Annotated in this window: 1 protein-coding gene and 1 pseudogene; both read right to left on the bottom strand. The window is 39.5% G+C overall.

Annotated elements, in window-relative coordinates:
• Nucleotides 1-605, bottom strand: a pseudogene (locus tag J3491_RS11870) (hypothetical protein); the annotation flags it as partial.
• Between the two features lie 77 nt (nt 606-682).
• Entirely contained in the window at nt 683-1,657 is a 975-nt protein-coding gene (locus J3491_RS11875) for an OmpA family protein (RefSeq protein ID WP_207970353.1), read from the bottom strand.
• Between the last annotated feature and the right edge of the window lie 380 nt (nt 1,658-2,037).

Here is a 2,037-nt window from a genome sequence, read left to right on the forward strand (position 1 = left end):
TTCTCAGGGGTTGCAGGATTGCCTTCATTCACTGGGCCATTTGGATCAGTAGGATCAGCTGGTTGAGGGTCAACAGGTACGTTCGGTGGTATCTCCACTTTTGGCTCAGTTGGCTCAGTTGGCTCAGGGTCTTTGTTATCTTTAATAAATGGCAATGGGATTAAACCTAAACCGAGCCACCAGGGAAAACCCGCAGGAACTGCAGTCCACCATGGCACTACCATTTCTTCACCACCTAACGCCTGACCTTCAACATCCCCTATTTCCAGTTGAGTCACATAATCATAAACCTCACCTGTATCTGGAATATAATGGTAATATTCACCATCTTCAGCGATACCAACTAATGCACTGTCTGGGTTATCATAAAAACCTTCTATAATAAGGTCACTTTCTTGACCTTCTTCTTCGAAGGAAACATGTAAGTCATTTTTTAAACGTTTAGTGATGATATGGTTAGGCGCACGACCGATAGCAGTATCATGAAACTCATAATTCACCTTATCCATAGCTTTAATAATGGTGGGCTTACCGTCCTTGGTCATAACTTGTATTTGATCTATGGTTTGAGTCGCATCATTTGTTTTCACAATAATCGTATTCATTTTTATCTCTTAGGTTTCTCAATTAAATTTTAGAATTTTATGGTCTGAAATATTAGGATGTCTTAACCGCTAGAAGATCATAGTTTAGGTAAGCTTTCTTCAACAACAGCAACAACCCGACGATTAAGCTGTCTACCCTCTATTGTATTGTTACTCGCTTTTGGCTGCGACTCGCCATAACCAACGGCAGTTAAGCGACCTTCTGCAATTCCAAACTGCGAGATCAACACTTCTTTTACTGCATTTACACGACGTTGGGATAAAGCTTGGTTGTAGCTATTTTTGCCACGGCTGTCAGTATGCCCTTCGATAGTGACTGCTGTGTTAGGGTACTGAGTCATAAATTCAGCCAATTCAGCTACTTTGGCATAATACTCTGGCCGTACGACCGCCTTATCCGTCTCAAATAATACCTCAAGATCAATCGTCACTTTTTCAGTTAGCACTGGTGTTTCTTTTTCTACTGTTAAAGGTGGTATCACAGTGGGCATAGCAGCGACAGGTGCTGGGCAATTCGGTACGACACGACTGATTTGATGAGACTGATAGGACTTATTTGCTAATAGCGGTGATGCACTGTCAGGCGTTATCTGCGTCAGTGTGCTCTCGCCTGTTCCGTCCATTTCGACATAAAAAAAGTACGTTTGACCACCTTGTAACTGATAATCTTGCTTATCTGCCAATAAGTTATTATTTTTAAAACCAGTCGCCTGAGCACTCAACTGATTTCTTCCAGTACAAGAGTCCACCACCGTGTAGTTGTTCGCATGCAAACTGACTTGAAACCTGTTATTGATGGAGATATTGGTACTTGTTTGCTCAGAATGATTATCGTTCTTCCGTATAAATACTAATCGAGTCTTATCAGACGCCACTTCTTGCTTGAGCACCTCTTTGAAGTCAATACTTTTTTTATTGTTCCACATAACGCCATCGACATGCTGGGTACGGCCTTCACTATCAGCACCACCAATGACAGCACAAGAAGGCATACCAAGCAATGTTATTGGTAAAATAATAGCAACTATATTCTTTCTAAGTATCTTGTTCATAGTATTAACCAGACTTCCATTTTTTTTGATAGGTAATATTTTTAAATTGACAAGCAGATGGATTTATATGTTGTTTTTCAACGACCCTGACAGCTATAGTTCTATTTGCATATATACAGTACATTTTATGTATAACAAACGTTAGTAGTATATATACGAATAAAATCTTTCATACTCTATATAGAGAATTCAATCCATAAACACACATAAAGAAAACGATATTGACCCGAAATGCAACATACGCCCACTCCAATCCAAAGTCGTATATTCTATGCCACGTGCTGCTATAGTCAGTTCAAAATAAAATTGTTATGCCTTGAACAAATATCATAAAACAATTTAGATAAATCATTCTCCATCCAGCCTTGGCGTAGAAACTT

Origin of the sequence: Psychrobacter halodurans (assembly GCF_017498075.1) — a bacterium.
GTDB classification, from domain to species: Bacteria; Pseudomonadota; Gammaproteobacteria; order Pseudomonadales; family Moraxellaceae; genus Psychrobacter; species Psychrobacter celer.

Coding starts and splice junctions, on each gene's coding strand:
- J3491_RS11875 (WP_207970353.1), bottom strand. CDS start 1,657: ATGAACAAGATACTTAGAAAGAATATAGTTGCTATTATTTTACCAATA.